Below are 26096 nucleotides of genomic sequence, written 5' to 3'. Positions count from 1 at the left end.
CCAGATTTTGATTTGTCACCTGAGCACACGCCCGGCCTAATCGTGACCCTCGACAGGGAGGGTGAAGGTATGCAGATGCGTGGCTCGGTGGTTCAGAATATGGGGTTAATGATCAGTGTCATACTGGTGGCGCTCAACTTGCGTCCGTCGATGGCCGCTGTCGGTCCATTGTTGGTGGCGATTCGGCTGGACGTCCCGCTGGGTTTCGGGACGGCGTCGTTGCTGACCATGCTGCCGGTCATGGCCATGGGACTGGCAATGTTTTTCGGCATGGGCATCGCTCGCTACCTGGGGTCGTATCGCAGCATCATGCTTTCACTGGCGCTTATCGGTCTGGCAACCCTGACGCGTCTGTTTCTGGATTCTGCTGCCGAACTGATTTTCAGCGCTGTGTTGGCGGGGCTGGGTATTGCCTTGATTCAGGCGCTGATGCCCGCGTTGATCAAATCGCGCTTCAAAGCCAACGTCTCCTTGTGCATGGGCTTGTATGTGACTGCGATCATGGGCGGGGCCGCGCTGGCCGCTTCATTCAGCCCCGTGGTGATGGGTAGCAGTGGCAGTTGGCGCTTCGGCCTGGCGGTCTGGTCACTACTGGCTCTTCTGGCAATGTGCTTCTGGTTTGCCCAGCGGCGCGTATTGCGCTCCGATGCGTCAACCACTGCAGGGCTCCGGCAGACTTTCTTCCACACGCCTCGGGCCTGGATGCTGGGGGTTTTCTTCGGCCTCGGCACTGCGTCCTATACCTGCGTGTTGGCCTGGCTGGCCCCGTATTATTTGGAGAACGGCTGGAGTGAGCAGAGTGCAGGGCTGCTGCTGGGTTTTCTGACCCTGATGGAGGTCGTATCGGGTCTGCTGGTGCCGGTGCTGGCCAACCGCAGTCGCGATAAGCGCGTGGCGCTGGTTGTGCTGCTGCTGTTGATGATGACCGGCTTTGCCGGGCTGATTCTGATGCCGCAGCAGTTGGGACTGCTGTGGGCATGCCTGCTGGGGTTGGGGATTGGCGGTCTTTTTCCGATGAGCCTGATCGTGTCCATGGATCATTTCGATGACCCACAGCAGGCGGGCAGCCTGACGGCATTCGTGCAAGGCGTGGGTTATCTGATCGCCAGCCTGTCGCCGCTGCTTGCCGGAGTGATTCGTGACCTGACGGGCAGCTTTGCGGGTGCATGGTGTTCACTGATGGCGTTGGTCGCGGTCATGCTGTTGATGGTGGTGCGACTCGACCCCCGGCGTTAGGCTGATCATCTGCGCGACGCACTCGACGAACCTGTCATCACTGGCAGATAGGCGGCATGATCGCATTTTGATGCTATCTTGTGCGCGTTGACCTGACCGCCTGGTCACAGCGCCAGCGAGATACCTTGATGCTTAACAGTAATGCTCTGAGAAAGCTGGACATGCAGGACCTGATGGTCTTTGTCTCGGTGTATGAGCAGCGCAACCTGACCCTGGTCGCGGAAGCGTTGCATGTCAGCCAGTCGACGGTCAGTTACTGCCTGAAAAAGCTGCGGGCGAACTTCGAGGACGACCTTTTCATCTGCACCCGCAACGGCATGCGCCCGACCCGCAAGGCATTGGCCATGCACGACCATGTGCAGCAGATTCTCCGCTCGGTCAATCTGTGCCATGACGGCCTGGATCTGTTCGACCCGACTCGCACACAAACGACCTTCACGGTCTGTGCGCCGGAGTATTTCGAGCTGCTGGTATTGCCGCATTTGATGCGTGACTTCGCTGCCGCTGGTTTCTCGGTGACGGTCAATGTGCAAAAACTTGAGAAGCAGTTGCCTGCCGAGCAGTTGAACGACGGTCGTTTTGACCTCGCCCTGTGCTTCGGGCCTGGCTTTCACCGAGTCCCGGACAGTCTGATTTCGCAGGTGTTGATGGAGGATGATCTGGTTTGCGTCATGGACTCCAGGTTCGCGCCGCTCAGCGCCCTGATCGACATTCAAACCTTCGTCCAGCATCGTCATGTCTACCCGACGCCGTGGACGTCCGACACCAACATGGTGGATGGCTGGCTGCAGCGACAGGGTCTGGAGCGCAACATTGTCGCGCGGGCCAACAGCTATCGGGCGGCCTTGCAATTGCTGGAAGGCACTGATTTCATGCTGGTTCTGCCACGGCGTATTCAGACGCTGCTGGGTAATGAACCGTGGATTTCCGTATTCGAACTGCCACCTGACCTGCCTGGCTTCAGCCTGGACATGCTGTGGAGCGCCCAGGGGGATCGAGACGAAGCCAGCGGCTGGCTGCGTGAACAAGTCGTGAAGGTGTGTGCCGAACGCGGCTTGCTCTGACGGGTTGTCAGTTGCCTGACTTGTCTTTCTGCGGGTCGGGTGAGGTGGCAGGTCGGGCCTGTTCGCCCTGCTGATTGAGCTGTTTGTTCTTCTCGCCCACCTTGCCGGCGTTTTCCGGTTTGTGATCGAGGTCTTCGCGTTTGGATTCATCTGCCATGACCGTATTCCTTTTTGTAGGGGGGTGTGGTTATTGGTCAGTGTGGCGGGTGCAAGATTCGATTTAAATGACGCGCGGTTCATTGCCCGGTGCTGTTAGCGTCGGACGCTGAACCGCGTACATCAATCAGCTCAACAGAGTGATCAAGTCTTTGGCCGCCTGCGCAGAGCTGGCCGGGTTCTGGCCAGTTACCAGCTTGCCATCGGTCAGCACGTAGACGCCCCAGTCGTCGCCCTTGGAATAGTCACCGCCCAGTTGCTTGAGCGTGTCTTCGACCAGAAAAGGCACGACATTGGTCAGGCCGACCGCTTCTTCTTCACTGTTGGTGAAGCCTGTGACACGGCGGTCCTTGACCAGCGGCTGGCCGTCCGGCGACTTTACGTGACGCAATACGCCAGGTGCGTGGCAGACCATCCCGTGTGGCTTGTCTGCCTTGGCAAAGGCCTCGATCAGCGCGATGGAGTCCTTGTCTTCAGCCAGGTCCCACAGCGGGCCGTGACCGCCCGGGTAGAACACGGCATCGAAATCGGCCGCATTGACGCCAGACAGAAGGCCCGTATTGGCGAGCGCTTTTTGCGCATCGGCATCTTTGGAGAAGCGCTTGGTGTCGTCGGTCTGAGCGTCAGGCTCATCGCTTTTCGGGTCCAGCGGTGGTTGACCGCCTTTCGGAGAGACCAGCGTAACGTCGGCACCGGCCTCTTTGAACGCGTAATACGGCGCGACGAACTCTTCGAGCCAGAAACCGGTTTTCTTGCCGGTGTCGCCCAGTTGGTCATGGGATGTCAAAACCATCAGGATTTTCATGTGCATGCTCGTCTTCGAAGGGGTGAGAGGGTGTAGACAGGCAAAAACCTCAAGTGTTGTGAGAATTTTTTACCACCGGAACGAGCAGGGCCGGATGTCGACACAATGACGTGCGTCGACATCCGGCCCTGTTTCACCGCTGCGTTTAAAAACGTCGGATGAGGATCATTGCTCCTTGGTCAGATCCACCAGCGGTTCTTTGCGCACTTCGGTCTCGCGACCGTCCTGAATGTGCTTGACCTGCCCAAGGGCTTTGTCGACAGCACCTTTGTCAGCCAGCAGACTGTAGCTGATCTGGAACTGGCGTTGCTCTTTCGGCGCAATGGTTGGCACCAGATTCAGCGGGCGCTGGAAGCGGCGGTTGTAGGAGAAGCTGGTCCCCGGTTCCAGTCCGGTGACGTAGCCCTGGCCTTTGGTGTCGGTGTTTTTCCACAGCGAGAACACCGGCAACTGCTTGGTATTGAAACCGACCGACACGCCCAGGCTGCCAGCCTTGTTGTGCAGCACGGTCAGCGTGTCACCCTTGGCATCGCCGTAGGGCACGATGTTGTAGACCGTCTCGTCGTAATCCGGCGTCGGTGCGCGGTAGGTCTGCCAGTCGCCCAGGTCACCCTTGGCTTTTTCATTGAACGGCGAGACCTGCTTGACCGGCGCTTCGAAACGCGCACCCTGTTCGAGGAACGGCGTGCTGAAGTTGCTGTGGTACAGCGCCTGGTATTCTTTCGGATAGTCGCCATTGTTGGTCAGCGTATCGTTGAGCGAAAAGCTCGTGCTGCCTGGCTCGGTGACCAGTTCGGTCTGCACCGAGAAGTCGACCTTCTTGAACGCCTGCTCCTTCAATTCACCCTTGAGGCGGATCGCGTAGGGCGGTTTTTCGTCGATCTGCAGTGTCACCTTGCTCGCCGGAATGTTGGCCGCACGGCCGTGCAGGGTCAGCAGCTCGCCGTTGTCCATGCCCGGGTGGCCCACCCACTCATAGCCGCAGCGGGTCACTAACTCGTTGAAACCTTCCAGCCAGCCCAGGCCGCCGCGGCCATTGAGCTCGATGAAGGCCGGATTGACCACGTCCTTGACCGGAGAATCCCAGCCCATGCGCACATCGCCGACTGATGCCTGCAGCACGTTCATGCCACGGGTCGGGACGACTGACAGCTTCATCGTGCCATTATCGATATCGATAATGCTCACGCCTTCCTGACGACCGCCATGCAGCGTACGCATCGTGACAGTGAACGGCTTGTCGGTCTTCACGCCCAGCTGCTGACTGGTGATCTGCTGATTCTGCGCAGCCTTGTCGGTGTCGAGCAGCACATAATCCCAGGCAAACACACTGGAAGCGGCTGTAAGAGCGCCGAGGCCTACGAGCAGAGGAAGGGATTTTATGGTGATGGTCCTTCTGTAATTATTGGAATTATGGTGTTGCATACCGTCTGAACAGCTATTTAACGCCGAGTTAAACGATTCAGCAATGGGCAGAGTCCAGGCACAGCGCTTTTAACCACGATGGCACTGACGACGCAGAGTGCGACGTCAGTGACAGGGCGAAGGAACCCAACGAAGTCGGGCCGCAAGCAGGAGCGGGGACGTTGCTCACGTTGGTCCCTCAAAGTGAGTCGCCGAGGGGCGAAAAGGTGACCTGAGTCAAACCTCAATCCACCTGACGAAGAAAAACTGCTGTGTGACGCAGAGCGTCACGAACTGCATTCCCACGCGAAGCGTGAGTAACGAGAATCCGAGTCGAACCTGAATCCACCTGATACCACAGCCCCCTTCGTGAACAAGTTTGCTCCCACGGCCTCCGGCCAGCATCAAAAGCAGATTTGTGTATAACGATGAGCGCGGACGATGAGGTACGAGAGGTGCCTCGCCGAGTATAGCCAGGCACGTTAATCACCGGTCATTGAGATTCAGGTGACTGCCCCCGAACCTGATCGAGCCCAAGCCGCTCGGCTGCCGCCTCACCCAGCAACCGCTCGATCTGCGCATGCTCCCAGCCGCTGAGCAAACTCACCGGATCAGTGCGCAGCCAGCTTTCGAACGAGCCTTCCCGACCCAGCGGACAGCGACATGCCCGACAGCGGGTCGGGCTGCCCTCGGTGACTTCCAGCGTCAGCAACCAGCCGTCAATCTCGACCTGTTGCAGCCCGAAGCTGGAGGATGTGCCGATAAGCTTCAGCGACCGAGTACCCATCGCAGCATCCCGCAGTTGCTGATACACCTCACGAGTCGTCAGAGCTTTCACAGGCGTCACTCAAATCCATTTTGCTGAGTAAAGCACGATTCCGAATCGTGCCGGTTAAAGCAGACGCTTCAAAACGTCGATGGCGCACCAAACAGGCTTTCGATCTCGGGCCGGGTCTGGTTGATCGCACCCAACTGACGGATCAGTTCGGCCTGTCTGCTGCCGCGCACACCTGCAGTGGTCATCAGCGCATCGCGCACGTAGGTGTAGACGCCGCTGACACCGAACGGCGTGATGTAGCGAACATGCTGGCTGATGCCTTGGGTGATCGTCTTGAAATGCTCGCTGGCGTAATAGGTTCTGCGCGTCCAGGCCGATTCGAACACCAACTCCATCATGACGATATTCAGGCGCGACTCTTCGACCTCATGATTAACGTCCGGCGCAGGCGGCGCAGGCTTGGCGTTATCGTAGGGTTGCGCAAGGTGCAGGCGCAGTTTCAGCACAGCCTCGGAACCGGCCATGTCACGGGCGAGCTGCTCAATGGCTTTGCGGGCTGCGGGCAGATCATCGCTGGCGAGATGAAAGTGCAGATGCATCTTGTCCAGTGTGGCGGTTTCGTTGGGGATCGGGTCAGGCAGGCGATCCACCAAGGTGCTGGAGCCGTCCGGTACGTCGTAGGCGATGGTTTCTTCGAACATATTCTGCTCGTCGGAGAACAGCAGGGCGCTGGCATCCTTGAATTGTTTCTGCGCTTCGGCGGACAGAAAGCCGATCTCCACACCACCATCCAGCACGTAGCCTGGCAAGGCCGTGACGCCCTCGATGACCGGCCACAGGTGGCCGTCCTTTTCGCGCGTCAAGTGATGCTGAACGTACCAGCCCAGGCCCTCAAGCCTGGCGCACAGCGGGCCATGAACGTCGCGCCAGTAGGTCGCGAACAGTTCATGGGGAACACCCGTCTTGCGCAGCACGGTGGTGTAGGAGTTGATGACGATGTTTTCATCGCGAGCGGCGTGGTTGCCGGAAAAGTGGCTGGCGGAAAAGGCTGAGTTGGGCATGGAGGCTCTCTGTCATGAAGATATTCCTCTCAGGCGCCTCGCCGCCGAGGTAAGTTCAAGGAAAGTTACCGGCGGACACCTTCTTGTGCCGCAATGCACGGCGAGACGAACAGGTAACCCCGGTAGGCGCCGGCCAGAGTACGTACCGACACGACCGACCACATCAGCGCCAGCAGCGCAACGAGCCACGTGCCAAACACATCGAAAAAGCCCAGATGCAGGGTAGCGCCGAGTTTGAGCGTCGCCACTGCATACACGCCGAGCGGGAAGGTGAACGCCCACCAGCCCAGGTTGAAGCCGATGCCCTGTTTCACGTAGCGCGCCGTAATCAGCACGGCCAGCGCCATCCACCACAGACCCAGCCCCCAGAACAGCATACCGACCACCACACCGATGCCTGCTGCTACCGTGCCGATGGATGCGAGGCCGTGGGCGGCGAAGATCGCCGGGGCGTCGCTGCCCATCACCAGCATGCCCAGTGCGCCTGTACCGATGGGCCCGAGTGCCAGCCAGCTGGAGGCGGCCATGCTTTCGTGGGGCAGTTTGTGCAATGCCAGGCGCAACAGCAGAATCACCAGAATGCTCAACGCCACGGGCACCGAGTAGGCCCACAGTACGTAGCTGGTGATCAGCACGGTGAACTGCGAGTCAGCGGTCGCAAGATGCGTTGTCAGCGATCCCCCGCAGGCCGCTGCAACTTCGGCCGCCACCACCGGTAACAGCCAGACAGCAGTCATCTTCTCGATGCTGTGCTCCTGACGGGTGAACATCATGAAAGGGATCAGCACCCCACACGCCAAGGCCATCGCCACGTCCAGCCACCACAAGGCTTCGGCAACCGGAACAATGGCACTGCCCCAGCGCGCCGGGCCGAACACCAGCAGGCCATTGATGAGGGTGGCCAGGCCCATGGGAATGGTGCCGAAGAACATCGACACGGTGGAGTGCCCGAAGACCTGACGCGCCTCATCGAAAAACAGCAACCAGCGGCTGGCGTACATCACGCTGAACAGCGTGAACAGGGCGATGTTCAGGAACCACAGCGCTTCGCCCAGCGCACGCAGCGGGGCAGGGCTACCCGGCAGTTGCGCCAGCGCCAGCGACAGAATGCCGGTGCCCATGGTCACGGCGAACCAGTTGGGGGTGAATTGCCGAATCGCCTCCAGCGGGCTGTTCAGCGCTGTGAAGGGGGCGTTGCCCTTGATGAGGATTGCGAGTCTGCTCATGGCAGTCTCCTGCAGGTGATTTCGGGATGTGCCATCAGTCTACGGATCGACAGTCAATCTTCTAAATGGGTAATCTCTCTCATTGTTACCTGTTTTTCAGGTAGATCTACCCGGCGAGAGAGACGGTCTTGAGAATCAACCTGCGGCAATTACAGATTTTTTGCGCGATCACCCGCTGTGGCAGCACCACCAGCGCAGGCAGCGCTCTAGCACTGTCCCAATCAGCCACCAGCGCGGCATTGAACGAGCTTGAAAGCGCGCTGGGTATGCGTTTGTTCGACCGGGTTGGCAAACGCCTGGTTCTGAATGACAGCGGCCAGACGTTGCTGCCGCGTGCCATGAAAATGCTGGAAAACGCCCAGCAGATCGAGGACAGCTTTCTATTGCCCGACGCGGCGTTGAAGGCTCGGCTGCGCATCGGCAGTAGCAGCACCATCGGCAATTACGTCGTGCCACAGATCGTCGGAGCATTGCGCAGCTCGACGCCTCAACTGCGAATCGATGTGGACATCGGCAACAGCGCGCTGATCGCGCGCAAGGTTGCGCAATTTGAAATAGACATGGGGCTCATCGAGGCACCCTGTCATCTGCCGGAGTTGATCGCCGAGCCGTGGCTGGTCGATGAAATGGTCATCGTCGCCGGCTGCGCCCATCCGCTGGCCGGGCAAGAATACGTGTCACTGGGCGAACTGCAGGGCGCGGAGTGGCTGCTGCGTGAGCAGGGTTCGGGGACGCGCGAAGAGGTCGAACACTTGCTGCTCAGGCATTTGCATGACCTGCAGGACATGCGTCAGGTAGGCAGTTCGGAAGCGATCATGCGCACCCTCGCGCAAGGCATTGGCATCAGTTGCCTGTCCCGTCGTGTGGTCGCCGACCTGCTGGCGAGCGGGCAGTTGCGCACGCTCGCCAGCCCGTTGCCGCCGCTCAATCGCCGGTTCTTCATGATCAGGCATCGCGACAAGTTCATCTCGCCGAGCCTGGAGCGCTTCAGGGAGGCCTGCCGCCAGGCTGCCGATCAGGCTGACACGTTGCGCCATGGCTTGAGCCACAACGCCAGCCCGACCAGCAGCAGCGCGCCGTAAACACAGCTCAGGCCCAGTTGCAGCCAGGTGTCGTGCAATGGATGCAGCAACAGGGCGGCGATAGTCATCAGCAGGCTGGCCAGTAACCAGTGGCTACGCCACGGCAACACATGCAGCAACGACTGGCGACGCATCAGCAGCACGCCGGTGACCAGCGCGCCGCCCAGCGCGGCGAGGGCAATGCCGGTCAGGCCGAAGGCAAAGGGCAGTGCGCCGAGCAGCAGTGCATTGCACAGGCTGCCCACTAGCTCGCAGTTGAGCGGCAGGCGCGTGTCGCCAGCGGCGTAGGCATAGCGCGCCAGCAAGGCATTCCAGGCACCGAACATCAGCGGCACGGCAAACCAGGCGAGCAGTTCCGGCAGCGGCCCGCCCTGGGTCTGGTTGGGCAGCAGCAGGGCCACCAGCGCCCCGGCTGCACCGATCAGGCCGGCCACTGCCGGCAAGGTCAGCAAGGTCGCGCTGCCCAGCCCGCGCTTGAGCAACGATAGGCGCTGATCGCCGGCACTGCCGCTCATCAGGCCGAGCAGCACCTGATTCAGGCTCATCAAGGCAATCAACGGCAGGTTGATCAGTTTGCGCGCCAGGTTGACCCAGGTCACCGCGCCTTCGCCGAGCAGCGAAGCCACCATGCGCTCCAGCAGGGCAAGTCCCTGGCTGGCCAGGTTGCTGCTCAGCAGCGGGCCGATGCGCTGCAACAGCTCACGCATTGCGCCCGCTTCCGATTGCCACTGCCAGGGCCGCCAGCCCGAACGATACAAGGCGGGCAACAGCACACCCGGCATCAGCACGCTACCCAGTACGCACGCGCTGGCCAGCCCGCTCGATGTCGAGGCATGGCTGAACGTGGCGAGGTAGATGACCGGCGGCAGGTTGAACAGCAGCGAGCCGAGCCCGGCCAGCACGAAGCGCGAGCGAGCCTGTAGCGGTACGCAAAACAGCGCATGCAGCATGAAGCCCGGAGCGCACCATGCCAGCCAGCGCAAGCCACTGGCAGCCTGCGCGTAGCCATCGGCGTCCAGCCCCGGACCGATCAGCCGCACCAGTCCCTCTGCGCTCAACAGCAGAACGACGCTCACTGCCAGCCCGGTCAGTAACAGACGCGGTACCATGCCTCCCAGCCAGCGCTGTTGCCGTTCAACGCTGCGCTGCTGATAAAGGGGCAGGGCAGCGGCGCTGAGCAAGCCCGCGGCCAGTGACATGCGCAGCGCCTCGGGGAGGAACATCGAAACCAGAAACGCGTCGCTCTGACCTCCGGCACCCCAGGCCGCCACCAGCAGCCATTCGCGGGCAAATCCGGCAGCCAGACCAGTAAGGGTGGCCAGTGTCAGCCACAGTGTCGAACCCAGCATCGTCTGTGCTTCTGATCAGTGAAACAAGGTGAACAGGCCTTTGCCGCCCACCTTGTACTTGAGGCCGCGAGCGCGCTCGCCCTTGATCTCTGCGTTCGGGCCACTGACGATGGCGTAGGGCGAAACCGGTTTGGAGACCACGCTGTTACCGCCCACCACGGCACCTTCGCCGATGTCGGCGCCGAACGAGAGCAGCGCGCGGCTGCAGATCCACGCGTAGTCGCCGATGAACACCGGTCCGCCTACCGCCCAGAATTCAGGTTCGTTGAGATCGTGTCCACCGGCGATGATCAGCACATGTGAAGCGATGGTGACGTGATCGCCGATCACCAGCCCACCGCGTGCGTCGAGTTGGCAGTGCCAGCCCACCGTGCTGTCATTGCCGATGCGCAGGCTGTCGACGCCGAGCACCTCGGTATTGCGCCAGACGGTCGAGCCCTTGCCGATCTTCGCGCCGCCGATGCGCAACCACAGCAGGCGCAGGGTGTGGCTGGGGATCTTGCAGATGAGGATGTTGTAAGCCTGCTCCCAGGTCCGCAACATGCGGTCGCGCAGGGTCGGCCAGTTGATCCCGTACAGCGGAATAAGCGCGCCTTTGGTTTCGCTGGCCAGCAGCTTGTAGAAGCGTCGCGCCAGCGGGTGTTCGATTCTCGGCTCGATATTCAGGTAGCAGATGAACGACAGGGTGCGTTCCTTGATCCGCGTTTCAAAGCACACTTCGTTGTCCAGCATCCACTGATAGGCGGCTTCCAGCTCTTCGAGCGGCACCGCCATCTTGCGCGCGTAATCGGGCAGTGCCTCTCTGAGATTATGAGAATGCAGCATGCGGTGTTTCATGAGGAGGCTCCCGGCTCGGGTGAGGCGTCAAGGTGTCTGGATGTCATGTCGGGCCTGGCGCGCAGGCGTCTGGTTTCGTGCAGGCTGATGCCGAGCAAGAGCCAGAACAACGCAACCAGCACACTGGTGAAGCTGAAGTAATGGTCGAACAGACCGCTGAACAACGCAGCCAGTACACCGGTGGTGCAGCCCAGCGCAATGGCGTTTTCGCGAGTCAGCACGACCCGGCCGCTTCCGGGACGCACTTCCTTCCACCAACTGAGGGTGATAGCGATGAACAGCAGCATGCCGGGTATGCCGATCTTGTAGATGAAGTTCAGCCACAGGTTGGAAATGCCGAATTCTGTGTAGCCCAGCACCGGTGGGTCGGTCTTGAAACCGATGCCGAACGGGAAGGTGGCCACTGCGTCGGGGAAATGGCTGTATTCCAGGAAGCGAATCGCGGTACTGGCATCGTCATTGCTGAACAGCCCCATCAGCCGGTCTTGCAGAGGCGGGTAGAACATCAGCAGAAGAATGCCGGCCACCATGCCACCCATCAACAGCCGTCCCAGATGCGGAATGCGTCGCCGGGCCATCAGCAGCATCACTGCGATCAGGCTCAACAGCGCGCCGCGTGAGCCGGTCAGCAACAGGCCGACCACGCCAAGGGCCGCCACCGCAAGGCCCAGCCTGCGGGCCGTGCCGCTGCGCGTCATGCCGAAGCAGAAGGCGAGTGGCAGTAGCATCGCCAGCGCACCCCCCGCCACGTTGGGGTGCATCCACGGCGAACCCATGCGGCTGGCGAACGAAAGCAGGCTCTCGCTCAACACGTCGGCACCGCTGTAGCCCAGGCTGCCGAGGATCGGAATGATTGCAGTGGCCGAGCCTTTGGTGACGTAGACACCGATCGACAGCACCAGCAACAACAGCGTCCCGCCGAGCAGCGCGATGACTGCGTTTTCCAGCGTTTTGAGGTCGGTCAGCAGACGGGGCACCAGAAACAGGATCGACAGGTTGAACAGCCAGCGGACCCAGTTGATCGGGCCGTTGCCCTCGGCGATGACGGTCAACTGGCCGACCAGAAACGGAAACGCACTGAACAGCATCAATGCCACCAGCAGCCGTTCGGGGCGCAGCATATGGGGCACACGGTGGCGTTCCTGAAAGACTGCATGCAGCAGATAGCTGGCCCAGGTCAGCATGATCAGCGCTTCGGAGACCGTGGTGCGAATGCCGATCTGAATCGTCGAGTAGGGCAGGAAGTTTCCGATCAGGCAGAACAGCAGCAGCCCGCGTACCGGCCGACGGATGATCGTGGCAACCGCCACGATACCGATTGCCGCCGCCACCACGAAGGGCGCCGGCAGCATCCAGATCATTACGCCGAACAGCAGGCTGAACAGCAGCCCCAAGGGCAAGGCCAGTGGCATCAGCGCAATTCCTCCAGCGCCACGTGCACGCGTTCGCAAAAGGCTTTCAACTGGTAGCGCTGCGTCCAGTCTGTGGCAATCGCCGGATCCTCTTCAGGCGCCTGCGACAGGGTCCCCATCAACCTGATCAGGTTACCGCTGTCGACCGGCGAAAAGCGTGGACTGTCGGGCGGTGCGACTTCGTCCAGCGAGGAGCCCGAGGCCACTGCAACCGGTGTGCCGCTGTTCAGTGCTTCAATCACCGGCAGCCCGAAACCTTCACTTTTGGAGGGTTGCCAGAGCCGTTCGGCATTTTTGTAGACGGCGTGCAGTTCGGCGTCGCTCAGGCCGCTGAGCACATGCAGACCCGGTAACTGGCGCTGCGCTTCGGTCAGCGGATCATCGCCACCGACCAGCACCAGTTCCGGGGTATCGACGAATTGCATGCGCGCGGTCTGCCAGGCATCCACGAACCATTTGATGTTCTTGCGCGGTTCGCGCGTGCCCACGCACAGCCAGTAACGCAGCGGCAGGCGCAGTTGCGCGATGTCGGCCGGCTCACCCTTGAAGGCTTCCACCAACAGCGGTATGACGCGCAGCTTGGCTTTGATCCTGGGGAACATCCGTGCAGCCTCGTTTGCAGTGAATTGCGAAGGCACCCAGATCTGGTCGGCAACCTTCAGCGACCAGGCAATCGACAGGTAGTCGGTCATCCGGTAGATCCTGGCTTTCAGTCGCGAACCGTGACTGTTGTGCTGCGTGAGCTGAAACAGATCGTGCAGTTGCAGTACGTAACGCATATCGGCCGGCTTGCGCCCCAGCGGCAGGCCCATGTTGATATTGGCCATGTAGATCTGAATGCCGGCATCGCGCAGGGCTGCAGGCAGGAACTGGCCTTCGAAGCGCAGGCGATCCGGCAGCCGATGAACTGAATTCAATGGGGCAGCCCAGCGCGGGGCATGCATCAGGCGGCGTACCGGATGATCGTAGGGGGCCACGCCGAACAGTTGCAATTGCACGTCCGGGTGTTCACGGAATGCCCGTTCCAGTGCCAGGTTCTGGCGTCCGATGCCGCTGGTGGGGTAACCGGCTGCGGCGCGGTAGTCGAGTCCTATACGCATGAGCGCAATCCTTGCTTGGAGAACGAAAAGCGGGTGTAAATCACTTCCAGCTGAGCGGCGGAAACGGACCAGTCATGCCGGGCGCGAACATAAATGCGGCCGGCTTCGCCAATCTGCTCAAGCTGCAGTGGTTTGTCGGTGTATTCGGCGATCAGGGTCGCCAGCCCTGAGGCATCCTCGCTGCCCAGGTAATGTTCGCCATGCCGCACCGCCAGTCCGGAAACACCCTGTGCGGTGGTCACCACTGGCAGGCCGGCGGCCATGGCTTCCAGGGTCTTGAGCTTGGAGCCGCCGCCCTGGCGCAGGGGTGCGAAGAACATCGAGGCAGTGGCCTGCAAGGCACGCAGGTCAGCTACATAACCCAGCCATTCAATGCGCGGGTCAGACCAGCGCTCGCGCCAGGCGGGCGGCATGCCGAAGCCGCCGATGGCAAAACGCACATGGGGTGCCAGGGCCCAGACCTTTGGCATGATCTCGTCCAGCGCCCATTCGATGGCGTCGACATTGGGGCCGTATTCATAGTTGCCGATGAACAGCAGTCGATGGCTGTGACGGTCCGCGTGGACGCTGGCGTAGTAATCGCAGTCGACACTGTTGACCACATAGGACGTCGCCCTGCCGCTGAGACGCGAAAGCGCCTTGGCATCGTCCTCGGTGACCGCGATCAGCTCACCGGTCTGGCGAAACACGCGGGTTTCCCAGCGCCGGTAGCGCCAGCGGTCATAGACCGCGAAGGCATTGGCCCAGCGTGGCAGACGGTCATAGCTGGCGGCACCCAGGTCCGATTCGACATTGTGCTCGGTCAGCACGAAGGGTTTGCCGGAGCGCTTGAGCGCATGCTCGAAGGGCTGAAAGGCATAAGTGTGCTGCAACTGAATAATGTCCCAGTCTTCCTCCAGCAACTGTTCGAAGGCCTTTTCCAGTTGCGGTGCGTAGCCGTTCACGCTGGCCAGCATCGGTGGCGGGGCAAACGCCACGGCCAGCAGGGTACGCAAGCTGAGCAACGGGCGGCGATCGATCACGATCAGGCGTTCCAGCCAAGGCTCCAGTGCCGCGCGGGCATCGTCGTCCAACGGGTTCTTGGACTGCACCAGCAGCGTGATGCGATGACCACGTGCTGCCAGGTTGCGCAGCAAATGGTATTCCCGGGTTTTGCCGCCACTGGTGGTGGGCCAGGGCAGATAGGGGAGCGTCCACAGGATTCGCATGGCTCAGGGCTTCCATTCCAGAATTTGCAGAGTCGGCTTCAGCAGCAGGGTGATCCCCTGGCTGCCGGACAACGGGGTGCGGCTACCGGTCAATGGGTCGTGGACCACCGCATCGGTGATAGCCGGGAAAGTCAGCGATGTGCCCGCCGCACTCCAGAACATCAGCAAGTGCGAGCCATCCGCGCGCGTCCATGGAATGGCATACAGGTCGTCCGGTACGCTGCTTACGGCGGGTGGTTCGGCGGGTAGCAGACGTGGGCCGGTGATTTTCAGAAAGTTCTGCAGCGCAGTGTAGGCCGGTTTGGGACTGGCTTGCAGGTCAAGCAGCCCGTAGCCCTGATCGCGGGCCGAGGCGCGCTCGTCCAGATCGCTGAGGTTGAACAGGAAGATGCGCTGGAAATCCATGGCGCTCATCAGCGCCAGACGCCGCAGGGTGTAGTCAGCCTGGCCGGAGGTGCCAATCAGGTGCTGCATCTCCACCGGGCCTGCATAGCTCGACCAGCCCCATTCAGTGGCCCACACCTGCTTGACGCCATTGCTGTGCAACAACTGGTTCATGGCATTGGCACGCACCAGAAAATCGCGATCCGGTATGGAATCGCCTTCCGGGTACTCGGAGTAGGGGTGATAGGCCGCGACGATATTCTGCTGGCCCAGGCCATTATCGAGCAGCGTCTGCAGCATGTAGCCAGAGGTGCTATGCATCTGACTGTAGTAAGCCATGCCTGACGTGACAATCGTCTTGTTCGGCAGGACGGCGCGGATCGCATTGGCAGTGGTGGTCAGCAAGCGGCCATAGGCAGCCGGATCCTCTTTGGGCAGCCAGACGATGTTCGGCTCGTTCCAGACCTGCCAGTTGTTGACCTGCGGATAGCGCTGGGCCAGGGCGGTCATGCGTGCGGCGAACACGTTGAAATCCGTCGGGGGGTATTGATCGCGGCTCTTTGCATCGGCCGGCGCGCTGCTGGCGAAAGGCGCTGACCCGACCAGGTACGCCAGGGTGTTGTAATTGTGCGCCTTGATCGCGGTCATGGCGGCGTCCAGCTCGGTCAGGGCGTAGCGGTCCTTTTGCGGCTCGATCACCGGCCAGTGAATGGTCAGCCTTACCCAGTTCAGGCCCAGTTCGTCCAGACGGCTCATCTGCTGTTGGTAGATGTCCGGGGCGAAGTACTGAAACTGTACGTTGACGCCCAGAAAGTCCGCCCAGACCACCTCGCGGGGCGCCTTGAGGACTGTTGCCGCCTGGGCGGCGCAGCTCATTGCTGCGCCGAGCAGTATGCTGGTGACGAGTTGCCCGAATCTGGATGGACGCTGCATGTCACTTCTCCTGGCAAGCCTGGCGAAATACATCCTGAAAATGTTCTGCGGTATGGCTCCAGACCCGGGCCTTGCCCATCTGCGCGGCGTTGTCGGCCCACTGCCTGACCAGCTCCGGTGTTGCGCAGGCGCGGGCGAGGGCTTGCGCCAGCCCGTCGACATCGCCTTGCGGGTAGATCATGCCGTTGCCATGCGAGACTTCTTCGGCAAACGAGCGCGCGTCCGAAGTGATCACGCCACGTCCGCAGGCTACCGCCCAGGACAGCGCGCCGCTGGTGCCGCGCAGTTTGCCGAGAATCTTCAGTTTGCTCGACTCGCGATAGGGCAGAACCATCACGTGGTGGGCCTGGATTACCTGCGCAATCTGTTCGGCAGGCAGGTCCAGTTGCCAGTCGATCAGATCGACAAGGCCCAGTTGGCGGATGCGCAGTCGTAGTTGTTCCAGATAACTGCCGGACGGGCCAAAGGCCATTTCCGGCTCGCTGCCGCCGGCCAGGGTCAGGCGCACGGTCGAGCGCAGCGCAGGCTGGGCGGTGAATACGCTGGACAGCGCATCGAGCAGGTCCTCGATACCCTTGCCGCGATAAATGAAACCGAAATACAACAGACGCAAGGGATTCAACGGCGGTAACGGCATGGGGGCGATGTCGAGGTTGCCGTGATTGATGACGGCCATCTGCGCTGCCGTCAGCCCCATGCGCTGGCGCAGGCTCTGACTGCCCGCCTGGGTCAGGGTCACCAGCCGGGTCATGTGCCGCGCCAGCTGCCGTTCTTCATGCAGGCACAGCGGATCGGCCAGTACTGTGGCGATTTCCGGCAGCGGCGAGCGCATGCCGCTGACCATCGATAATGGCCACGGCAGTTTCTCGCGTCGCCAGACCAGGCGCTCGGGATCGTGCACGGTCGCGGTCAACGGCAGCCTCGGGAAACGCCGACGCAATGCGCGCAGGACTTGAAACTCCGCCAGTCGACCGCCGCCCAGTTCAGCGTGGACCAGATCGATGCCGCTCCAGTCGGTTTCGGCCACCCGCTGTTGTGCAGCGCGGGGATCGTTGCCAACACCCTGCAGCGGTGTACTGACCTGCAGACCCAGGCCTTCAAGCGCATGCCGCAGATGTCCGGCGTAATCGGCGATGCCGTTCTGTTCGGGCGGCAGCGGCGCAAGCAACGCTATTCGCATCAGCCTCGGCTCCCGATCCGCTTGAGGAAATTCAGAACCTTTTCAGGCACTTCGAAGCGCCGACGGTTGATGATGATGCCGTCGACTTTCTTGAACGCGGTGTTGAGGTTGTTGAGCGTGTCTTCCAGCATCGGCACGGTGGTGTCCTGGGCGCGAACCACCAGCACGATCAGGTCAGCCTTGCGCAAGAGCACGAAGGCGTCCTGATTCGCCGAAAGCGCCGACGCATTGATCAGCACGATTTCGCCAGGACTGGCCGGGCCGCGGCCCTCGGTACGCACCCGATGGCCCTGTTCGATCAGCAGCGCGCTTAACCGCGCGATCACGAACGATACGCCAGCTCCGTACTTGACCGAGGTAAAACCGATGGTCAATCCGCGCTCTTCTACCTGATCAAGCGGCAGAATGCCGTACACCCGATGCAGATTCGAGGTGAACGCTGCACTGCGTTCCTGAGCACGTTCCAGGTCGGGGAGGCTGGTCCAGACCGGAACACCGAAGCTGCTCTCGATCTTGTCGCCGTCGTGAATGCGCTGGTCCAGCAGGTAGAAGAAGTACAGCGCCACGGCACCGACCACAATACTCAGCGGGAATGCCAGAAACAGCATCAGCAGGCTTTTCGGGAATACCCGGCTGGGGTTGAAAGTCGCGTCCTCGACGGTCGCGATATTGCTGATCTGGCTGTTGTCGAGCTCACGGTCGATACGCGATTTTTCCAGGCTGTCCTTGTACAGCGCATAGCTTTTCTCTGCTGCATCGAGTTCGTTCTGCAGGCGCGACAGTTCCGGTTCCAGATTCAGCGCCTGCTGGCGGTCGCTTTCCAGCTGGGCAATCTGCGCATTCTGTTGGGCAAGCTGGGTTTGCAAGCGCGCGTAGCTGGTCTGCTGGTCGGCATACACATTCTGCATGCGGTTGTAGATGGGGTTGGGCGTGATGCTTTCGGAACGCTGCACGGTGGCGTCCTGTTCCTTGAGCAGTTTTTTGAGGTTATTGATTTCCTCGTTGATGGCCCGAATCGGTGGCGCCTCTTCCTTGAACGAGCGAAGCATTTCCTGGCGCTCGACTTCCTTGCCGTTGATGCGGTTCTGAAGGTCCTGACGATTGGGGTTGAGGGCCAGTTCACGGCCTGCAGAGACGGTCTTGGGTTGTTCTGCCAGTTGTTTTTTCAGCAGGTCCAGACCTGCCTTGGTCGAGGCAATCGAGCGGGTGGTGTTGTTGCGCTCGGTGCGCAGATCGTTGAGCCCCTGCGAAGTGTCGGCCAGACGCTGGGAAATACTGACCGCGCTCAACTGGTTCAGGTAGTTCTGAATTTGCTTCTTGTACTCGATGATGTTCGCACCGGTCGTCTTCACTTCCCCTTCGTAAAACGCGTACAGGCTGACACGGCCCAGCGTTTTGGTGCGCTGCGTCTGGTACTCGGTGATCCAGGTCTTGAGTACGGTCTGCGCGATTTCCGGGTCGTTCCAGGTAAATCTCAGCTCCATCACCGACGAGCCCGGTTCATGGCTGACCTTGAAGTTTTTCTCCAGATCCTCGGCCAGACGTTCGACCTGAGAGCGGTTTTCCACCAGCCCGATGAACTGCAGAACGTTGCGCACGCCGTTGACGAGCGCTCCGACTACGGTCTTGATGCCGTTCTTCACCGAGGCCAGAACGCCGGTTTCAGGTGGCACCATGGACAGTTCGGCGAGGTATTTTTCGGACACTGCACGCATGATCGGCCGACCGCTGAGCATGCGCTCCTCGTCGAGCAGCGGATCGCGCAGGCCGCTCGGAATCACAATGGCCTGACGATCAGACAACTCGATCGGCACAGTGCTGCTGTCGCGGCCCGGCTTGACCAGCAGCAGGGCGGTGGACTCATAGCGGTTGGGGAGCAGAAATGCGCCCAGAAGAATGATGACGAAGGTCGCCAGCACGGTAATCCTGACTTCGCGCTGGAAGATGAAGAGCAGGCGCAGCAGGTCGCGGAATGAGCGGATGTTGATCATGTCTGTTTCCCTGACAATTAATTGTTGTTGCGCAGCTCGTAATTCATGCCCAGGCCGATCGACTTCGCGAAGGGGATCAACTGGTTGAAATACAGGGACACGCCGTCAACCTTGTTGCCGACCGACGATTTGGGAACGAACACGATATCGCCGCGTTTCAACAGGACCGGTGCGCTGGGGCCACCGGCGCCGCCGGCCCAGAGAAACTTGCTGTAATCGAAGAAGTAAGTCTTGTAGAGGCCGTTTTCTTCCTGACGCAGCAGGGCGACCTGACCGGCATCGGCGTCAAGCGCCACGCCGCCAGCGCCGACAATCGCCTGGTCAAGGTTGGTCGCGACGTTGACCGGCAAAGTGACCGAGTTGCGCACCGCGCCGCCGACAAACACGGTATTGCCCGGTGACTGGGAAATGTTGATGGTCAGCGCGGTCTCGCGGTAGACGTTCTGCAGCTTGCTTTCCAGCAGGTCGTTGAGTTGCTGGAGGGTCAGGCCTGCGGCCTTGACGGTGCCGATGTAAGGGTAGGAAAAGGTGCCGTCGTTGAGCACCTGAAACAGGGTCAGTTCATAGATGGAGTTGGCGGTGAACGCCGAAATCGACGGCGCCTCGCCACTGTTGCGCACGATGCGCAGCGTGTCGCCGGGGCGGATCCGCTCCGGTGGCAGCGGCTTGCCTGCCAGCGCGCGCCCCGCCGCCTGACCGGCCTCGATTTGCGCACGGTCATCGGGCAGGCCCACCCTGGAAGGGGTATTGCACGCACTTAACAGCAATAAGCTGGCGATCAGCATCATGCTTTTCATTGGTCCTGAGCTCCTGTCATGCACAAATACGGCTCCCTTGCGGGTAATAAATTCATGTTGGCGGGTCATGCGTGTTCCGGGTGCTGTCAATTGCGTGCCGCGTGAATCAAGCGGCGCTTGCTGCTGCGCCGATCAGCTCTTCACGGCCTTGTCGGGTACACGTCCATAAATGTCGGTAAAACGTACGATGTCGTCCTCGCCCAGGTACTCGCCGCTCTGCACCTCGATCATCACCAGATCGATGACGCCAGGGTTGACCAGACGATGCGTGTGGCCCGGCTTGATGAAGGTCGATTCGTTGGTATCCAGCATGAACTCGCGCTCACCGTTGGTGACGCGGGCCATGCCGCTGACCACGATCCAGTGTTCGCTGCGGTGATGGTGCATCTGCAACGACAGTGACGCCTGCGGGCGAACCACGATGCGCTTGATCTTGAAGCGCTTGCCCTCTTCGAGGACGGTGTAAGTGCCCCAGGGGCGTGTGACTGTGCGATGCAGGCGGTAGGCATCATGGCCCTGACGTTTGAGCTCCTGAGCGATGATCTTGACGTCCTGACTGCGGCGACCGTCGGCGATCAGCAAGGCGTCGGGGGTGTCGATGATGATCAGATTGTCGAGGCCGATAGCGCCTACCAGACGTTTGGGAGAGTCGATGTAGCAGTTGCTGACGTCGTGCAGCACGGTTTCGCCATTGCAGTAGTTGCCTTGAGCATCGCCAGGAGACAGTTCACGCACCGCCTGCCACGAGCCGATATCACTCCAGCCAAGCTGGCAGGGCACCACGGCGACTTTGTCGGAGCGTTCCATCAGCGCGTAATCGATGGAAATGTCCGGTGTCAGGGCAAACGACTCACTGTCCAGCTCGACTTGCAGCTCACGGTTGCCTTCCTTGCGTGGGCTGGATTCCAGGCACGCGCTGACGGCGCTCAGGACGTCCGGCGCATGTGTGCGCAGCTCGCGCAGCACGGCGTCGGCGCGCATGCAGAACATGCCGGCATTCCAGAAATGCTGACCACTGTCCAGATAGCCTTGGGCGGTGATCGCGTCGGGTTTTTCGACAAAACGGGCGACCTGACAGGCATCAGTATTGAGTGCCGGGCCTTTCTCGATGTAGCCGAAACCGGTTTCCGGCGCGGTCGGCAGGATGCCGAACGTCACCAGCCAGCCCTCTGCGGCCAGCTTCTGTGCAGCGCTCACTGCTCTGGAGAATTCCGCCACGTCGGTGATCAGGTGATCGGCAGGCAACACCAGCAGTTGCGCTTCGTCGCCATACAGTTGGCTGACGTGCAATGCCGCGGCGGCAACGGCAGCTGCTGTATTACGACCGAAGGGTTCGAGGATGAAATCCAGACGTGCATTGCCTTTGTTCAACTGGCGGTAGTCGTCCACCGTGCGGAAATACACTTCCCGGTTGGTGACGGTCAGCAGGCGCTCGACGCCGGGCAGACCGACCGCACGCAGAAAGGTCTTCTGCAGCAGGCTTTGGCCGTCTGGCAGGCGCATGAACGGCTTGGGCATCGCTTCACGGGAAACCGGCCAAAGACGGGTGCCGGAGCCGCCGGCAATGATGCAGGGAATGAGCGTGCTCATCAGTAAGCCTCACGGGTGAATAGCACTGCAGGCACAGTGCGCATAAGGATGTAGAGGTCGAACCAGACGGACCAGTTTTCTATGTACTCAAGGTCGAACTCGACGCGTTTTTCGATTTTTTCAACGGTGTCGGTTTCGCCCCGATAGCCGTTGATCTGCGCCAGTCCGGTAATGCCTGGTTTGACGCGGTGCCGCGAGGTGTATTCCTTCACCGCCTGCTCGAACAGAATCCCGGCTGCCTTGGTCGCCGTGGCGTGCGGACGCGGTCCGACCATCGACATGCTGCCCGCCACCACGTTGAACAGCTGTGGCAGTTCATCCAGGCTGGTTTTGCGAATGAAGCGACCGACCCGCGTTATTCTGGCGTCACCGCGGGTGGTTTGCCGTTCGGCCGTTGCATCGGCCTGGTGCTGATGCATGGAGCGGAACTTGAACACTTCGATCAGGCGATTGTTGTACCCGTAGCGCTTCTGACGGAAAAACACCGGTCCTGGCGAATCGAGCTTGATCGCCAGCGCGACCAGCAGCATCAAAGGTGATAGCGCCAGAAGCGCCAGCGATGACAGCACGATGTCTTCAGCGCGTTTGATGAACGGCGACCAGCCACTGAGCGGCAGATCCGAGGCATTGAACATCGGCAGCCGGGCGACTTCGGTGATGCGGTTGTGGGTGTGCCGAAAGGCGATCATGTCCGGCACCAGCAATACGTTGACCGGTAGCCTGCGCAGTTCGCGGATGATGTAGTCCATGCGGTTTTCCGCTGTCCAGGGCAGGGCGACCAGCACTTGGGTCACTTTCTCTTCGCGGATCAGCCGCTCCAGATCGCTGGTATTGCCCAGCAGTGGCAGGTTGGCTACGGTCTTGGGCATGCGCCCGATACGGTCGTCGATAAAGCCGGTCACCCCCGAACGAATGTCCTGATGTTCAAGCAGGTATTCGGCGAGGCGCTGGCCATTCTCCGTCGCGCCAAGAATCACGGCGTGCTGCAGGAACACGCCCTTGCGCATCTGACGTTTGAACAGCATCAGCAGCAGCAGGCGAATGATGCCGAACAGCGCAAGGCTGGTCAGGTACCAGATCAGCAGTTCTTCCGGCGGGAGGTAGCCGAACAAGCCCATTGCCTGCTGCATGAACAGCAACAGTCCGAAGGCGGCCGTCCAGGCCAGCGCCATCGCGCCCATGCGCAGATCGTTGCTGAACAGTGCTTCGGAATAGACGCCCATGGCCTGGAACACCAGCACCCCGACAAAGCCGAAAAACAGCAGCATGGTCAGGTAACCCTGCTGTGTTTCCGCTCCGCCATCCTTGATCAGCAGAATGATCACAAGGCCCGGCAGTATGCAGGCGATGCCGTGAGCCAGGCGAATGCCGAAAAGAAAGTATTCGACCAGGCTGGTGCGGGTCAGCGAAAGGCTGTCGACGGGCTGCAACCTCATGGAAATCCCTTACTCCCTGTGTGCGCCTGAATTCTGCTGACCCAGGACGTATTTCTATTTTTTGTAAGACCCGAGAGGTGTTTCTACGGGGACTGTGTCCAAGCGTAGCCAGTTACAGGTCGTGCTGATGAGGAATCCGGACCGTCTTTTGTGAATATCACTTTATATATGTCGTCCCTTACCGGATTTTATTTAAGCCTTTTCAATCATTTGTGAAGGAAATTTCCCTCAAGTGAGGGTACTGCTGTCAGTAAAGCTCATGAAACGAATAGTGACAGGACAAAAGTGCTTCAGCCCTGACGCAGGCGTTGATCCGGACAGCCCGTTGCGAGGTTCTCCCCAGTACCTGCGGGGGCAAGCGAGCTGTTGCAGAGGTGAAAAAAATTTCCGCAACGGATGGGCTTTTTCCGGCTGCCCGGGGTCAGAGTCATGCGTCGTGCGAAATGTATGCGGGCGCCGATTACACCAAGAGCGTCGCTCGCAGGTTTCAATTCGTAGGGTTCGGCAGAGGAGGTGTCATGACACAACGCAGGGCAATGCTCATTCTTCACGGTAAACAGGCACTCAACGAAGACGTGCGTGACGCGGTGGCAGACAAGCGCAAGCAGGGTTGGGAACTGGACGTGCGACTGACCTGGGAAGCCGGCGATGCCCAGCGCCTGGTCGGCGAGGCCCTGGCCGCCGGTCATCGGCATATCGTCGCAGGTGGTGGCGACGGCACCTTGCGCGATATCGCCGAAGCCTTGGCAATGGCCGAAACCAAGGCCAGCCTGACTATTCTGCCGCTGGGGACTGCCAACGATTTTGCCCGTGCGGCTGGCGTGCCTCTGGAAGTCTCAAGGGCCCTGCAACTGATGGACGTGGCTCCGCGTGCCGTCGATCTGGGTGAGGTCGGCGGCAAGCTGTTCCTCAATATGGCGACCGGTGGGTTTGGCAGCCAGGTCACGGCCAGCACGTCCGAAGACCTGAAGAAGGTGCTGGGTGGCGCTGCCTACCTGTTTACCGGCCTGACCCGATTCAGCGAACTGCATGCGGCCCACGGCGAGCTCACCGGGCCGGATTTTCACTGGCGCGGCGACCTGCTTGCACTGGGTATCGGCAATGGTCGGCAGGCGGGCGGTGGACACGAGCTGTGCCCGACCGCGCTGGCCGATGACGGTCTGCTCGACATCAGTATCCTGCCGGCGCCTCAGGAAGTGGTCGGCACACTGAGGAGTCTTCTGGAAGGCGGGCTGGGCATCGACAATATGTTCGTTCGAGCGCGTTTGCCGTGGGTAGAACTCAAGTCCGCCCAGGGCCTGGATATCAATCTGGACGGTGAGCCGCTGTCGGGCGAGTACCTGCGTTTCGAGGCCCGGCCGGGGGCACTTCAGGTGCACCTGCCAACCGATTCGCCGGTACTGAGCGGCGCACCTGAGCTCAATCGTCCAGACTGATAATCCGTTCGCGAACGCAGAACAGCACCAACCCGGCCACGTCGAATATCTGCAGGCGCTTCATGACCTGGGCACGGTGAGTCTCGATGGTCTTGACGCTGAGTCCCAGGCCATCGGCAATCTCGCGTGTGGACTTGCCGCGCACGATCAGGCGCAGGATTTCAAGTTGGCGAGCGGTCAGGCGATAACGCTCCTTCGCCGCCTGAGCCCGGTCCGAGGGTGTACCGCGCAATGCGCACTCGATGACCATCTGAGCAATGGCCGGGCTCAGGTAGCGCTCGTTGCTGCGCAGCGCCCCGAGTGCCTGTTCGAGTTCCGCAGCCGTAGTGTCCTTGAGCAGATAACCATGCGCGCCGATGTCGAGCGCACGCATGATCATGTCCGGATCATTCTGCATCGACAGGATCAATACCTTGCAGTGCGGTAGCACCTGCAGCAGGTGCTCGAGTGCATCCAGGCCGTCGACACTTTTCATGCAGATGTCGAGCAGGATGATGTCGGGCCTGAGCTGCTGCGCAAGGCTTGCCAATTGCGCGCCGTCAGCCGTTTCACCCACGATGGTGTATCCGGGCATGTCTGCAACCAGCGCTCGCACGCCGGCTCTGATAAGGGAGTGGTCGTCGACCAATAACAGATTGCAGGTCATTGTGATTTCTTGTGCAAATGGGACCGCTCAAGCGCGTGTGCAGTCTCTGGTCATACGTGAAGACGATGTCAACAGCAGTAAAGACAATGAACGGAAAATGCTGGCGTGACAACGCTGCCTCAATGACATCGCGATACGATTCTCAACGGCGGGCGTGATCGAGCGTTATTGGCGGGTTGCATCTTTCGGCAAGGCCGATTGCGCGGAGGCGCTGGCCAGTTTTTCCAGCAGTTCGAGCTGTTCGTGGTCGTCCATCGTCAATTCGCCGGTCAGCGGATCGAGAAGCTCGACTTGCCAATACATCAGTGTCAGGCAGTTCTTGACGGCCAGCAGGGCTTCCTGGGAAAGCTCGTTGGTCTGACTGCCGGTTTTCAACAACTGGCACAGCTGGCGGGAAAAATCGGCAATGCACGGCACAGGAACGGCCTCTGCCTCCTGCGCGAGCTTGCGCAGGGTTGTCAGCAGGCAGCCGGTAGCGTCCTCGTCGTTGGGGATCAGCTCCAGATGCGAAAGACATTCTTCCGACTTGTGCAAAAGTGCCTGAGACAGGCTCAGGAACTGGTCGTGCTTGTGCTGCCAATCGTTGTGGCTCAGCATCCTTTGTCTCCACTGATCATGGATAGCGAACTTCCGCCCGCGGCGAATGGCTGACAGTTAATGTCGATTTCAAACAAAAGTATGTAGGACGTTTCTGAATGTCGCCAGCGCCACTCGATTGCAGGGATTGGGACGCGGACACAAATCGAACGCCATTCATGTAGTGAGAATGCCGTCACAATAGTGGCAATTAGATGTCGATCATATCAGGTTATCCCTGATTGACTTTTTGCGGATATATGATTTTGCTCCGGGCGCAAGGAGGCGCCGAGGTATTTTCGGCGCGGGTTTGAAGCTGTATTTGTGTGTGTTGAAAGCGACATCAGTAAAGCATGATGGTAAAATGACATCAATGCTTGAGAGTGGCCGTTCATCGCCATTAAGGTCC

At 60.4% G+C, this 26096-nt stretch carries 23 protein-coding genes; 4 read left to right on the top strand and 19 right to left on the bottom strand.

Features of this window, described 5'->3' with window-relative positions; all coding sequences use genetic code 11:
* Positions 1 to 69: 69 nt before the first annotated feature.
* Both ACW55A_RS10485 and ACW55A_RS10480 read left to right on the top strand, forming a co-directional pair.
* Positions 70 to 1236: a cyanate transporter gene (locus ACW55A_RS10485; RefSeq protein WP_498811297.1), complete on the top strand. Its 1167-nt coding sequence runs from the start codon at positions 70 to 72 to the stop codon at positions 1234 to 1236.
* Positions 1237 to 1364: 128 nt separating this feature from the next.
* Positions 1365 to 2300, top strand: coding sequence for a LysR family transcriptional regulator (locus ACW55A_RS10480; RefSeq protein WP_054081646.1), 936 nt, complete (start codon positions 1365 to 1367; stop codon positions 2298 to 2300).
* A 7-nt stretch (positions 2301 to 2307) separates the two neighbouring features.
* Here ACW55A_RS10480 and ACW55A_RS10475 read toward each other — a convergent pair whose 3' ends face one another.
* The 6 genes from ACW55A_RS10475 to ACW55A_RS10450 form a co-directional block, all read right to left on the bottom strand.
* Positions 2308 to 2457: a hypothetical protein gene (locus ACW55A_RS10475; protein WP_002554136.1), complete on the bottom strand. Its 150-nt coding sequence runs from the start codon at positions 2455 to 2457 to the stop codon at positions 2308 to 2310.
* Between the two features lie 126 nt (positions 2458 to 2583).
* Positions 2584 to 3249, bottom strand: a complete 666-nt coding sequence (locus tag ACW55A_RS10470; protein WP_499140270.1) for a type 1 glutamine amidotransferase domain-containing protein — start codon at positions 3247 to 3249, stop codon at positions 2584 to 2586.
* Between the two features lie 177 nt (positions 3250 to 3426).
* Positions 3427 to 4590, bottom strand: coding sequence for an aldose 1-epimerase family protein (locus ACW55A_RS10465; protein WP_498811298.1), 1164 nt, complete (start codon positions 4588 to 4590; stop codon positions 3427 to 3429).
* 568 nt (positions 4591 to 5158) lie between these two features.
* Positions 5159 to 5503, bottom strand: a complete 345-nt coding sequence (locus tag ACW55A_RS10460) for a DUF7693 family protein (protein WP_455808139.1) — start codon at positions 5501 to 5503, stop codon at positions 5159 to 5161.
* A gap of 68 nt (positions 5504 to 5571) precedes the next feature.
* Positions 5572 to 6504, bottom strand: a complete 933-nt coding sequence (locus ACW55A_RS10455; RefSeq protein WP_044308543.1) for a hypothetical protein — start codon at positions 6502 to 6504, stop codon at positions 5572 to 5574.
* Positions 6505 to 6569: 65 nt separating this feature from the next.
* Entirely contained in the window at positions 6570 to 7730 is a 1161-nt protein-coding gene (locus tag ACW55A_RS10450; RefSeq protein WP_368957258.1) for a TDT family transporter, read from the bottom strand.
* Between the two features lie 128 nt (positions 7731 to 7858).
* Here ACW55A_RS10450 and ACW55A_RS10445 point away from each other — a divergent pair, with 128 nt between their 5' ends.
* Positions 7859 to 8812 carry a LysR family transcriptional regulator gene (locus ACW55A_RS10445; RefSeq protein WP_498811299.1) on the top strand — a complete coding sequence of 318 codons (954 nt, stop codon included), beginning with the start codon at positions 7859 to 7861 and terminating at the stop codon, positions 8810 to 8812.
* On the opposite strand, the gene ACW55A_RS10440 is transcribed toward ACW55A_RS10445, so the two are convergent.
* The 11 genes from ACW55A_RS10440 to ACW55A_RS10390 form a co-directional block, all read right to left on the bottom strand.
* Positions 8746 to 10161, bottom strand: a complete 1416-nt coding sequence (locus ACW55A_RS10440) for a lipid II flippase MurJ (RefSeq protein ID WP_455808137.1) — start codon at positions 10159 to 10161, stop codon at positions 8746 to 8748. The genes ACW55A_RS10445 and ACW55A_RS10440 overlap by 67 nt on opposite strands.
* 15 nt (positions 10162 to 10176) lie before the next feature.
* Entirely contained in the window at positions 10177 to 10986 is an 810-nt protein-coding gene (locus ACW55A_RS10435) for an acyltransferase (protein WP_498811300.1), read from the bottom strand.
* An 8-nt stretch (positions 10987 to 10994) separates the two neighbouring features.
* On the bottom strand, positions 10995 to 12410 hold the full coding sequence (locus ACW55A_RS10430; RefSeq protein WP_455808136.1) for an O-antigen ligase family protein: 1416 nt from the start codon (positions 12408 to 12410) through the stop codon (positions 10995 to 10997).
* Entirely contained in the window at positions 12410 to 13510 is a 1101-nt protein-coding gene (locus ACW55A_RS10425) for a glycosyltransferase family 4 protein (protein ID WP_003436327.1), read from the bottom strand. Before ACW55A_RS10425 ends, ACW55A_RS10430 begins: the two co-directional genes overlap by 1 nt.
* The gene (locus ACW55A_RS10420) at positions 13501 to 14718 is read right to left on the bottom strand and encodes a glycosyltransferase family 4 protein (protein WP_003436329.1); all 1218 of its coding nucleotides are present in this window, start codon (positions 14716 to 14718) and stop codon (positions 13501 to 13503) included. Before ACW55A_RS10420 ends, ACW55A_RS10425 begins: the two co-directional genes overlap by 10 nt.
* A gap of 3 nt (positions 14719 to 14721) precedes the next feature.
* Positions 14722 to 16035: a cellulase family glycosylhydrolase gene (locus ACW55A_RS10415; protein ID WP_003370465.1), complete on the bottom strand. Its 1314-nt coding sequence runs from the start codon at positions 16033 to 16035 to the stop codon at positions 14722 to 14724.
* Between the two features lies 1 nt (position 16036).
* The gene (locus ACW55A_RS10410; protein WP_455808135.1) at positions 16037 to 17215 is read right to left on the bottom strand and encodes a glycosyltransferase; all 1179 of its coding nucleotides are present in this window, start codon (positions 17213 to 17215) and stop codon (positions 16037 to 16039) included.
* The gene (locus ACW55A_RS10405) at positions 17215 to 19206 is read right to left on the bottom strand and encodes a GumC family protein (RefSeq protein ID WP_003436332.1); all 1992 of its coding nucleotides are present in this window, start codon (positions 19204 to 19206) and stop codon (positions 17215 to 17217) included. The genes ACW55A_RS10410 and ACW55A_RS10405 overlap by 1 nt, the downstream gene beginning before the upstream one ends.
* Before the next feature lie 17 nt (positions 19207 to 19223).
* Positions 19224 to 20003, bottom strand: coding sequence for a polysaccharide biosynthesis/export family protein (locus ACW55A_RS10400; RefSeq protein WP_003370469.1), 780 nt, complete (start codon positions 20001 to 20003; stop codon positions 19224 to 19226).
* A gap of 132 nt (positions 20004 to 20135) precedes the next feature.
* Positions 20136 to 21593, bottom strand: a complete 1458-nt coding sequence (locus ACW55A_RS10395) for a mannose-1-phosphate guanylyltransferase/mannose-6-phosphate isomerase (RefSeq protein WP_187599564.1) — start codon at positions 21591 to 21593, stop codon at positions 20136 to 20138.
* Positions 21593 to 23029, bottom strand: coding sequence for an undecaprenyl-phosphate glucose phosphotransferase (locus ACW55A_RS10390; protein WP_003370475.1), 1437 nt, complete (start codon positions 23027 to 23029; stop codon positions 21593 to 21595). The genes ACW55A_RS10395 and ACW55A_RS10390 overlap by 1 nt, the downstream gene beginning before the upstream one ends.
* 518 nt (positions 23030 to 23547) lie before the next feature.
* On the opposite strand from ACW55A_RS10390, the gene yegS reads away from it, so the two are divergent.
* Positions 23548 to 24465 (top strand): lipid kinase YegS, encoded by a 918-nt coding sequence (gene yegS, locus ACW55A_RS10385; protein WP_003436337.1) that lies wholly within the window; start codon positions 23548 to 23550, stop codon positions 24463 to 24465.
* Here yegS and ACW55A_RS10380 read toward each other — a convergent pair.
* Entirely contained in the window at positions 24449 to 25111 is a 663-nt protein-coding gene (locus tag ACW55A_RS10380; RefSeq protein WP_003370478.1) for a response regulator, read from the bottom strand. The genes yegS and ACW55A_RS10380 overlap by 17 nt on opposite strands.
* A gap of 165 nt (positions 25112 to 25276) precedes the next feature.
* A complete protein-coding gene (locus tag ACW55A_RS10375; RefSeq protein WP_003370480.1) occupies positions 25277 to 25708 on the bottom strand; it encodes a hypothetical protein in 432 nt (143 codons plus the stop codon).
* Between the last annotated feature and the right edge of the window lie 388 nt (positions 25709 to 26096).

This window comes from Plantibacter cousiniae (nom. nud.), assembly GCF_977070315.1.
Note: the sequence above shows the minus strand (reverse complement) of the source record. Positions and strands in the feature narration are given on the sequence as shown.

Bases quoted from the DNA above. Each gene is read 5' to 3' on its own strand.
- ACW55A_RS10485 (WP_498811297.1), top strand. From the start codon at position 70: ATGCAGATGCGTGGCTCGGTGGTTCAGAATATGGGGTTAATGATCAGT.
- ACW55A_RS10480 (WP_054081646.1), top strand. From the start codon at position 1,365: ATGCTTAACAGTAATGCTCTGAGAAAGCTGGACATGCAGGACCTGATG.
- ACW55A_RS10475 (WP_002554136.1), bottom strand. From the start codon at position 2,457: ATGGCAGATGAATCCAAACGCGAAGACCTCGATCACAAACCGGAAAAC.
- ACW55A_RS10470 (WP_499140270.1), bottom strand. From the start codon at position 3,249: ATGGTTTTGACATCCCATGACCAACTGGGCGACACCGGCAAGAAAACC.
- ACW55A_RS10455 (WP_044308543.1), bottom strand. From the start codon at position 6,504: ATGCCCAACTCAGCCTTTTCCGCCAGCCACTTTTCCGGCAACCACGCC.
- ACW55A_RS10450 (WP_368957258.1), bottom strand. From the start codon at position 7,730: ATGAGCAGACTCGCAATCCTCATCAAGGGCAACGCCCCCTTCACAGCG.
- ACW55A_RS10440 (WP_455808137.1), bottom strand. From the start codon at position 10,161: ATGCTGGGTTCGACACTGTGGCTGACACTGGCCACCCTTACTGGTCTG.
- ACW55A_RS10435 (WP_498811300.1), bottom strand. From the start codon at position 10,986: ATGCTGCATTCTCATAATCTCAGAGAGGCACTGCCCGATTACGCGCGC.
- ACW55A_RS10430 (WP_455808136.1), bottom strand. From the start codon at position 12,410: ATGCCACTGGCCTTGCCCTTGGGGCTGCTGTTCAGCCTGCTGTTCGGC.
- ACW55A_RS10425 (WP_003436327.1), bottom strand. From the start codon at position 13,510: ATGCGTATAGGACTCGACTACCGCGCCGCAGCCGGTTACCCCACCAGC.
- ACW55A_RS10420 (WP_003436329.1), bottom strand. From the start codon at position 14,718: ATGCGAATCCTGTGGACGCTCCCCTATCTGCCCTGGCCCACCACCAGT.
- ACW55A_RS10415 (WP_003370465.1), bottom strand. From the start codon at position 16,035: ATGCAGCGTCCATCCAGATTCGGGCAACTCGTCACCAGCATACTGCTC.
- ACW55A_RS10410 (WP_455808135.1), bottom strand. From the start codon at position 17,215: ATGCGAATAGCGTTGCTTGCGCCGCTGCCGCCCGAACAGAACGGCATC.
- ACW55A_RS10405 (WP_003436332.1), bottom strand. From the start codon at position 19,206: ATGATCAACATCCGCTCATTCCGCGACCTGCTGCGCCTGCTCTTCATC.
- ACW55A_RS10400 (WP_003370469.1), bottom strand. From the start codon at position 20,003: ATGAAAAGCATGATGCTGATCGCCAGCTTATTGCTGTTAAGTGCGTGC.
- ACW55A_RS10395 (WP_187599564.1), bottom strand. From the start codon at position 21,593: ATGAGCACGCTCATTCCCTGCATCATTGCCGGCGGCTCCGGCACCCGT.
- ACW55A_RS10390 (WP_003370475.1), bottom strand. From the start codon at position 23,029: ATGAGGTTGCAGCCCGTCGACAGCCTTTCGCTGACCCGCACCAGCCTG.
- yegS (WP_003436337.1), top strand. From the start codon at position 23,548: ATGACACAACGCAGGGCAATGCTCATTCTTCACGGTAAACAGGCACTC.
- ACW55A_RS10380 (WP_003370478.1), bottom strand. From the start codon at position 25,111: ATGACCTGCAATCTGTTATTGGTCGACGACCACTCCCTTATCAGAGCC.
- ACW55A_RS10375 (WP_003370480.1), bottom strand. From the start codon at position 25,708: ATGCTGAGCCACAACGATTGGCAGCACAAGCACGACCAGTTCCTGAGC.